Below are 8,672 nucleotides of genomic sequence, written 5' to 3'. Positions count from 1 at the left end.
TGGAGTGAACAATGGAAATGGTACTGGAGGCACAGGCAACAGTAACGACAATTTTGGTACCGGAAATAATACCAATCAGGGCAATGGTCAGACGACTACCCCGAATTCAGGCGTTACTGGTGAGGATACTATGACAAATTCAGTAAATACGGATTCATCTACCACGGGAGCTACTATGGATGGAAGTCAGGAAGGCAATTCCAACGGTCATTCGAACTCCAATCGTGGGCGTCACAATCGGGATTAGCAAGTATGATTTCGTGTAGGTTGTTTCAGTTTTAACTCGAAGGTATTTTCGGACTGTTTAGGCAGTCTGAAAATACCTTTTTTGTTGTAATACAGGGGTTATTTTTGAGTGTACAGTTTAAATATGGTAAGCTGGTTTTACCAATGTTGGAGAGGAACATCATTTATGAAGCGCAAATTCGGAGACCGGGCCAACTGGCGCAGGATCACTAATCGCAAGTTTGCTTGCCGGTATGTAGAAAGTGATGCGTTTACAGGATATGTGACCCTGTATACTATTTTGAGTCTCAAGGAGCCATTATGGAAAAGTTATGGTGGTCATACGTTTTGCATAGCCGATAAAGGTTATTCCTGGTTGCAGTATTATCCAAAAGGTAAACATTATGTGGTGACTGCAATGTTTGACAATCGAGAGCAAATCGTTGAATGGTACATTGATACCTGCCGAAATCAAGGAGTAACGGAACAAGGAGTTCCTTGGTTTGATGATTTGTATTTGGATGTTGTTGTGCTTAAAAACGGCGAAATTTTTCTGGTCGATGAGGATGAACTGGAGGAGGCACTACAACGGGGTCATATTTCAACGCAGGAAGCGGAATTGGCTAACCGAACGGCGGCTGACCTGTTACATCAGATCGATGCTCATATGTTCCCCTATTTTAAAATGTCGCTAAAGCACCGGGCAGAATGGTTTCATAACGGCGATTTCAAGAGAGAACGGTGAGAGTTGTGCAGTGGATTAGAAGCACTGGCTCCCAACGCCATGAACCACAAAGCAGGCAGAGTCGCTCCAGGAAAATATTCAAGGTATCGAAGCGTCTCATACTTGGTTTGGTAATTTTCATTTTGGCCGGATTGGTATGGGCAGGTGTCCGAGTATGGAATATGAATACAGCTGTCTCTACCACTCCGCTCCAGCGTGCCCAAATTGGCATTGTACTAGGTGCCTCTATGTGGGGAGCTGAGCCCAGCCCAGCTTTAAGAGAAAGATTAGAAGAAGCGTTGCGATTATATCGCAATGGGACGGTGCAGCGTCTAATTGTTAGTGGAGGACTGGATCAACCTGATTTTCCATATACGGAGGCCGAGGGTATGCAACGCTACTTGGTAGATAGGGGAGTCCCTATACAGCATATTTTGTTAGAAAACCAGGCGACCAGTACTTACGAAAATCTGCTTTTCAGCCAGCGTATCATGAAGGAGTATGGCTGGACCTCCATCGTCATCATCACACATAGCTATCATGGACCTCGAGCAATGGAGATTGCTCAATTTTTAGATTATGATCATCCCCAAATGGCTCTGACCGAATCCAAAGTGCTGAATATGCCCATTCATCAATCAAGAGAAGTGCTGGCTTATGCTAAATGGACGCTGCAACGGTGGTGGATCAGTGCCCTAGCTTGGATTGCCTGAATTGAGGGAAAGCTTTGTACACGTTCTCGTAGCTTTTATGCTAATAAGGACATGCCGGACCGAATACATTAATAGGGTAAGCTGTGCCTGAAGAAATGTTGAGGTGATGGATGCATGAACGGACGGGGAATCGCCGCGGGCAAGCGGTCGGAGGAGAGACCTTCCAGACAAATCAATGTCGTGCTGCGTAGCCCGGAGCCGATCGCTTCGGTGACTGTGGACGAGACGGAAGCAGTGGCTTCGACCAAGTCGCAGACGCTACCGCAGTATCTCAGTCTTTATCAGGAAATTCAGAAAGAACTCGATCATCTCGTCGGCTTGGATAACATCAAAGAGCTGGTTTTTGAGGTATATGCCTTTTTGCAAATCGCTCATATGCGCACTGATGCGGGTCTGCTGAGCAACGCACACGTATATCACATGATTTTCAAAGGAAATCCTGGTACCGGGAAAACGACAGTAGCCCGCATTATCGCTAAAATGCTGCAGAAAATGGGGGTGCTGAGCAAGGGCCATCTGATTGAAGTAGAGAGGGCTGATCTGGTAGGGGAGTATATTGGTCACACGGCACAAAAAACGCGGGATCTTGTAAAGAAATCTCTTGGCGGCGTGCTGTTCATTGATGAGGCTTACAGTTTAGCACGCGGAGGGGAAAAGGATTTTGGGAAAGAAGCGATTGATACCCTGGTAAAAGCCATGGAGGACCAAAAAAATCAGTTTATTTTGATCCTTGCCGGGTATTCGGGAGAAATGGACTTTTTTTTACGGACAAATCCTGGCCTTCCTTCCCGCTTTCCAATCCAGTTGGATTTTCCTGATTACACCGTGGATCAGCTTATCCAAATTTCAGAGATGATGGCTAAGGAACGGGATTATATTCTCATGCCGCAGTCTATACTCAAAATGAAGGAGCATTTGCTAAACGAGCGAAATGACAGCCTCCATGCATTTAGCAATGCACGTTATGTTCGTAATGTGATTGAAAAAGCAATTCGGCACCAAGCTGTCAGGCTGCTTAATCAGTACAGAAGCGGGCAACCGGGCAAGCAGGAATTGATGACGTTGCGACCTGAGGATTTGAAAATGGACAAAAGATAGGCGATAATAGGAATCTGAATCATACCGAATTGTATGACATCGAACGGGGGCCGGCCTGACATCAGGTCGGTTTCTGTTCGAGAGTTGACATAAAAATAAAGGAGCTAACAATATGGCGAACTCCACTCATGATACACAGACCGAAATACAGGATAAGGCGGTATTAGTCAGTTTAATTACAGATGAAGTCAAACGATCCGGCATCAATACGGAATACTCGTTGGAGGAACTGGTGAAGCTGGCTGAGACAGCGGGAGTTGAAGTGCTGAGCGTGCTCACACAAAATAGGGAATCCAAGGATTCAAAATGGTTTATTGGCAAGGGAAAAGTGGATGAATTGCGTGCCGTTGCCGAAGAATTGGGAGCAAATACAGCTATTTTTGATCAAGAGCTCTCGGGAGCCCAGGTACGAAATCTGGAAGAAAGCCTGGATCTCAAAATCATTGACCGAACACAGTTGATTCTGGATATTTTTGCTCAGCGTGCAAAAACACGGGAAGGTATTATCCAGGTTGAACTGGCGCAGTTGTCATACTTACTCCCTCGACTGTCTGGACATGGTAAAAACCTTTCACGGCTCGGTGGGGGAATCGGAACACGTGGTCCTGGTGAAAGCAAGCTGGAAACGGACCGTCGTCACATCCGTGACCGAATCAGTGATCTGAAACGCCAACTCGATGAAGTGATGCGTCACCGGTATTTACATAGGGAGCGCAGACAAAAGACCGGCATTGTCCAGGTGGCACTCGTTGGCTATACGAATGCTGGCAAATCAACGCTGTTGAAGCAGCTGACAGCTGCCGATGTATATATTGAGAACCAATTGTTTGCGACACTTGACCCTACCTCCAGAACAATGGAACTGCCAAGTGGCAAAGAAGTTATTCTTACAGACACAGTAGGGTTTATTCAAAACCTGCCTCATGATTTGGTAGCTTCTTTCCGGGCAACCTTGGAGGAGGCCAATGAGGCTCATCTCATTTTGCATGTCGTGGATGCCTCTTCGGATATGCGTGACGAACAAATGAAAGTTGTAGAGTCAATCCTAGAACAGCTTGGGGCTGCGGACAAGCCTCAGATTGTATTGTTTAACAAAAAAGATGCCTGCACCCCTGAACAATTAGAAATGCTTCCTTCCGGGGAGGGTTATTTGAAAATCAGCGCATTTGATGAAACGGATTTGCTACGCATTCGTGAATTGGTTCAGGAGCATCTAAGCGGTGATACGCTGAGGTTCCGTATTCCTGCGGAACGTGGGGATTTAACATCGGTGCTTTATCGAATTGGGGATGTGCTACTGACAGAGTATGACGGCAATGATGTCATTTATGAGGTAGAAATTCAAAGAGGCGAATACGAAAAGTATGGTCATGCGCTCAGCGAGTTCACAGAAAGTTAACATCTAATGATGTTTTTAGGTTAATAAAATGATAATGTTCATCGTTCAAATTGAAGAACAAATATAACATGATTAGCTTAAAGCTGCGGAAGAGAGAGGGTCAAGAAGGTAAATGGTAGTTTTTAGTCCAGAAATTCAGCAAATTCAAGAAACAGTCGAACATAAAATACAAGAACGCATACAGCACATAGATCATATTGTAGATGCAAATCAGTGGAAGGTCATTCAGGCCTTCCAGCGCAAGCAAGTGAGCGATTTTCATTTCGCGGGTTCAACGGGATATGCTTACAATGACCGGGGGCGTGAAGTGCTGGAAGAAGTCTATGCAGATGTGTTCGGTGCGGAGGCAGCGTTGGTGCGTCCGCACTTTGCTTCGGGAACACATACCATCGCCACGGCTTTATTTGGTGTGCTGCGTCCGGGGGATGAGTTGTTATACATTACAGGTCGTCCTTATGATACCTTACACAAAGTGATTGGTAAGCCCGGTGACGGAACAGGATCATTGCAGGACTTTGGTGTTACTTATAGGGAAACCGCGCTGACAGCAGACGGTAAAGTAGACTGGAAAGCCGTGGAGTCCGCAATTCATGCCAATACCAAGGTGATCGGTATCCAGCGTTCACGCGGCTATGATTGGAGAGCTTCCTTTAGTGTAGCTGATATTGAAGAAATGACAGCACGTGTGAAGAAGATAAAGCCTGACGTTATTGTCTTTGTGGACAATTGTTATGGTGAATTTACTGAGAAGCTGGAACCTACTCAGGTTGGTGTCGACTTGATGGCAGGTTCGTTAATTAAAAATCCCGGAGGCGGCATTGCAGAAACGGGTGGATATATCTGCGGAAAACATCAATATGTGGAGTTGGCATCCTATCGCTTAACAGCACCAGGAATCGGTGGAGAGGTAGGGGCTATGCTAGGTACTACACGAGGCATATATCAAGGGCTGTTCCTTGCTCCCACATTGGTGGGGCAAGCTGTTAAAGGAAGCATATTCGCAGCTGCTGTCTTTGAGGAGATGGGTTTTGAGACCAAACCTGCTTGGCATGAGGAGCGTACGGATTTGATTCAAGCCATTTCGTTTAGTGGGCCAGAACATCTAATTGCTTTTGTACAGGGTATTCAGCGCGCAGCGGCCGTGGATAGCCATGTGGTGCCAGAACCGTGGGATATGCCAGGTTATGAGCATCCGGTTATTATGGCCGCAGGTACGTTCATCCAAGGTGGAAGTTTGGAATTATCCGCCGATGCTCCGATACGAGAGCCTTATATTGGTTACATGCAAGGGGGCTTAACCTACTCTCATGTCAAATATGGAGTACTTATGGCTCTACAAACGATGAAAGAACGTAAATTATTGTGAGTTTTTCTAACATATCATTGACACTTTGCATCAGCTAAATGTACAATAAGGTGAATAATAGATCACTGGAAGGTTGATGACAAATGGGCGACGAAATTCGCAGAAATATGGCCTTATTTCCAATAGGTATTGTCATGAAGCTAACGGACTTGTCAGCGCGTCAGATTCGTTATTATGAGCAGCATAATTTGATAGTTCCTGCCCGCACATCGGGTAACCAGCGTCTTTTTTCATTTAATGACGTAGAGCGTCTGCTTGAAATTAAGGCTTTGATTGAGAAAGGTGTTAACATTGCAGGAATAAAACAAGTCATGAATCCGGTTACCAAGGAGTCGGAGGAAGCTACAGTTATTACTGCAGATACGGAAGTCAAACGCCGTGAAATGTCCGATACTCAGCTTCATCGTTTGTTAAAACAACAACTTGTTGCAGGCAAAAGACCAGGACAGGTATCTTTGATCCAAGGCGAATTATCACGATTTTTTAATAAAAGATAATGCTGTGACTTGCCTTTTGACATAAGGTTATTTTACTTAAAAAACGATCTCATCTTTAATGTCATTTATGATACAGTCGATTTGCATACAGTCGTTACAGAAAGGGAGAGGTTACTGTGAGTTATACAAGAGATGATATCCTTAGGATTGCGAAAGAAGAAAATGTTCGTTTTATTCGTTTGCAGTTCACAGACTTATTGGGCACTATTAAGAACGTTGAAATTCCTGTAAGCCAGTTGGAAAAAGCATTGGATAATAAAATGATGTTTGACGGTTCTTCCATAGAGGGTTATGTACGTATCGAAGAATCTGACATGTACTTATACCCAGATTTGGACACTTGGGTTGTATTCCCTTGGGTAACCTCAGACCGCGTAGCTCGCTTGATTTGCGATATTTACAAGCCAGACGGCTCTCCATTTGCAGGTGACCCGCGGGGGATCTTGAAGCGTGTACTTAAGGAAGCCGAAGAAATGGGATACACATCGATGAATGTGGGACCAGAGCCTGAATTCTTCTTGTTCAAAACGGATGAAAAAGGCGATCCGACTACAGAACTGAATGACCAAGGCGGATATTTTGACCTGGCTCCAATGGATCTAGGGGAGAACTGCCGTCGTGAAATTGTTCTTAAGCTTGAAGAGATGGGCTTCGAAATAGAAGCATCCCATCATGAAGTAGCACCTGGTCAGCATGAGATTGACTTTAAATATGCAGATGCAGTTAAAGCTGCCGATCAGATTCAAACGTTCAAGCTCGTGGTTAAAACGATTGCTCGTCAGCATGGTCTGCATGCCACCTTTATGCCAAAACCTTTGTTCGGCGTGAATGGCTCCGGTATGCACTGCAACCAATCGTTGTTCAAGGACAATGAAAACGTATTTTATGATGAGACGGATGAACTCGGATTAAGCCAGACAGCTCGCCACTATATGGCTGGCATTCTTAAACATGCACGTGCAATGGCAGCGATCACAAATCCAACAGTTAATTCCTACAAGCGTCTCGTACCAGGTTATGAAGCGCCTTGTTATGTTGCTTGGTCTGCAAGCAATCGCAGTCCGATGATTCGGATTCCTGCATCTCGTGGCCTGAGCACGCGCGTCGAGGTTCGGAACCCTGACCCGGCAGCGAATCCTTATTTAGCCTTGGCTGTAATGTTGAGAGCAGGTTTGGATGGTATCAAACGTCAGATGGCTCTGCCAGCCCCAATTGATCGCAATATTTATGTGATGTCCGAGGAAGAGCGGATTGAAGAAGGTATTCCAAGTCTGCCTGCGGACCTGAAAGAAGCTTTGTCAGAGCTTATTCGGAGCGAGGTGATCTCTGACGCACTGGGTGATCATGCTCTGGCTTACTTCTATGAGCTTAAGGAAATTGAATGGGATATGTACAGAACCCAAGTACATCAATGGGAACGTGATCAATATCTGACGCTTTACTAAAATGTGGAATCCCTTGACGCTCTATGCGTTGAGGGATTTTTGCTTTTGTGGATATTCCATTAAATTTTCGGCATTACTTAATTTCCCCCACAATTTCTCCACAAAAAATATTATTACGTCATTTATTGGCCCTCCGACCCATTACCGTAATGGTCATCATGAAAAGGATAAGCTGGGAACCTCTTAATTGCACGAAGTGGTGAAAGCTCATGTGCATCCCCTCCCATTAGCGAAGCATATCGATAATCTGTTGGAAGAAGCCCCGCCGGTTGTTCCCCCGGTAAAATTTATTATAGAGTCGACCGTCCTTGATGAATACGACCCGATGGCAGTAGCTAGCCGTGAGAGCGTCATGAGTGACCAGCAGCATGGTTGTATGATCGGTATGGTTGATGGTTTCCATCGTTTTCATTAAATCATGAGAACTTGGAACCGTGATTTTTCATTGGCTCGTCGGCCAGCAGCTAAAGGGGAATGGATGATGGCCCTTGCAATGGCGGCCTCTGCTGTTACCCTCCCGACACTACATAGGTTCGTTTGTTCAGAATTCGAGTGATGCTCAGTTCTTCGGCCACCAGATGAAGCTTGGCGTCCATCTCCTTCACGCTTTTCCCATCCAGCGTAAGAGGGAGAATTTGCCCCTGTAAAATACGAGTTGGACACTCGCTTGATATCCTGCTTCGGGATTCCGGTGTCGTTATTCCAAATCTCAAGAGCGGTTTGCTGTCCACGCACATCAGAGGTAATCATGACACGGCTGCTTGCGCCGGCCGAATATCGTACCACATTGAGGTCTAATTGTAAAATATTATAACCTTAAGCATCACTCTTCAAGCTGAAAAGAAACCGTTTTACGAGTCCTCCAATAATGCATGATCGAATTACAAAATTGAAAGGTAGATGTAAGGCAAATCGATAGCTTAGGCCAGCCTGGCAGGATAAGATTGGAACAAACGAAAATAGAAATTTTTTAAAAGGAGAATCGAGATGAGGCTGTTTGAACTGTTGCTTTTATTGTCAAACATCGGCTTGTTTGCATTAACCGTACTATTAAAAAAAGAACGGAGTAGAATTCCAGTATTCGTTGCAAGCGAAATTGCCACACTTTTACTGGTCATTCATTGGACAATGGAAGGATACAGAGTTCAGCTATTTTTCCCATATTGCATAACGATCATTTTTTTAGCCATTTCAGGTTATAGCTA

Annotated in this window: 10 protein-coding genes and 1 pseudogene; 10 read left to right on the top strand and 1 reads right to left on the bottom strand. The window is 45.0% G+C overall.

Going from position 1 to position 8,672, the window contains the following annotated elements; all coding sequences use genetic code 11:
* The 9 genes from AC5V8P_RS20255 to AC5V8P_RS20215 all read left to right on the top strand — a co-directional run.
* The coding region (locus AC5V8P_RS20255; protein ID WP_495473808.1) for a hypothetical protein at window positions 1-247 on the top strand (247 nt) is incomplete at its 5' end.
* Between the two features lie 165 nt (window positions 248-412).
* The gene (locus tag AC5V8P_RS20250; protein WP_064796488.1) at window positions 413-970 is read left to right on the top strand and encodes a ribonuclease FAU-1 family protein; all 558 of its coding nucleotides are present in this window, start codon (window positions 413-415) and stop codon (window positions 968-970) included.
* On the top strand, window positions 967-1,662 hold the full coding sequence (locus tag AC5V8P_RS20245; RefSeq protein WP_081276776.1) for a YdcF family protein: 696 nt from the start codon (window positions 967-969) through the stop codon (window positions 1,660-1,662). The genes AC5V8P_RS20250 and AC5V8P_RS20245 overlap by 4 nt, the downstream gene beginning before the upstream one ends.
* Window positions 1,663-1,776: 114 nt before the next feature.
* Window positions 1,777-2,760 (top strand): AAA family ATPase, encoded by a 984-nt coding sequence (locus AC5V8P_RS20240; RefSeq protein WP_064796489.1) that lies wholly within the window; start codon window positions 1,777-1,779, stop codon window positions 2,758-2,760.
* Window positions 2,761-2,872: 112 nt separating this feature from the next.
* Window positions 2,873-4,159, top strand: a complete 1,287-nt coding sequence (hflX, locus tag AC5V8P_RS20235; protein ID WP_063212592.1) for a GTPase HflX — start codon at window positions 2,873-2,875, stop codon at window positions 4,157-4,159.
* A 112-nt stretch (window positions 4,160-4,271) separates the two neighbouring features.
* On the top strand, window positions 4,272-5,525 hold the full coding sequence (locus AC5V8P_RS20230; RefSeq protein WP_063212593.1) for a methionine gamma-lyase family protein: 1,254 nt from the start codon (window positions 4,272-4,274) through the stop codon (window positions 5,523-5,525).
* Between the two features lie 83 nt (window positions 5,526-5,608).
* Window positions 5,609-6,022: a MerR family transcriptional regulator gene (locus tag AC5V8P_RS20225; RefSeq protein ID WP_007430683.1), complete on the top strand. Its 414-nt coding sequence runs from the start codon at window positions 5,609-5,611 to the stop codon at window positions 6,020-6,022.
* Between the two features lie 116 nt (window positions 6,023-6,138).
* Window positions 6,139-7,467: a type I glutamate--ammonia ligase gene (gene glnA, locus AC5V8P_RS20220; protein ID WP_063212594.1), complete on the top strand. Its 1,329-nt coding sequence runs from the start codon at window positions 6,139-6,141 to the stop codon at window positions 7,465-7,467.
* Between the two features lie 187 nt (window positions 7,468-7,654).
* Complete coding sequence (locus AC5V8P_RS20215; RefSeq protein WP_155762535.1) at window positions 7,655-7,882, top strand: hypothetical protein; 228 nt, start codon at window positions 7,655-7,657, stop codon at window positions 7,880-7,882.
* Here the strand turns inward: AC5V8P_RS20215 and AC5V8P_RS20210 are convergent.
* The gene (locus AC5V8P_RS20210; protein WP_064796491.1) at window positions 7,879-8,217 is read right to left on the bottom strand and encodes an ATP-binding protein; all 339 of its coding nucleotides are present in this window, start codon (window positions 8,215-8,217) and stop codon (window positions 7,879-7,881) included. The genes AC5V8P_RS20215 and AC5V8P_RS20210 overlap by 4 nt on opposite strands.
* A 237-nt stretch (window positions 8,218-8,454) precedes the next feature.
* Here AC5V8P_RS20210 and AC5V8P_RS20205 point away from each other — a divergent pair.
* Window positions 8,455-8,672 (top strand): annotated as a pseudogene (locus tag AC5V8P_RS20205) (alpha/beta hydrolase family protein); the annotation flags it as partial.

The sequence above is a fragment of the Paenibacillus sp. N119s genome (genome assembly GCF_059447605.1).
Note: the sequence above shows the minus strand (reverse complement) of the source record. Positions and strands in the feature narration are given on the sequence as shown.

Bases quoted from the DNA above. Each gene is read 5' to 3' on its own strand.
- AC5V8P_RS20210 (WP_064796491.1), bottom strand. From the start codon at position 8,217: ATGATTACCTCTGATGTGCGTGGACAGCAAACCGCTCTTGAGATTTGG.
- hflX (WP_063212592.1), top strand. From the start codon at position 2,873: ATGGCGAACTCCACTCATGATACACAGACCGAAATACAGGATAAGGCG.
- AC5V8P_RS20225 (WP_007430683.1), top strand. From the start codon at position 5,609: ATGGGCGACGAAATTCGCAGAAATATGGCCTTATTTCCAATAGGTATT.
- AC5V8P_RS20250 (WP_064796488.1), top strand. From the start codon at position 413: ATGAAGCGCAAATTCGGAGACCGGGCCAACTGGCGCAGGATCACTAAT.
- AC5V8P_RS20240 (WP_064796489.1), top strand. From the start codon at position 1,777: ATGAACGGACGGGGAATCGCCGCGGGCAAGCGGTCGGAGGAGAGACCT.
- AC5V8P_RS20230 (WP_063212593.1), top strand. From the start codon at position 4,272: ATGGTAGTTTTTAGTCCAGAAATTCAGCAAATTCAAGAAACAGTCGAA.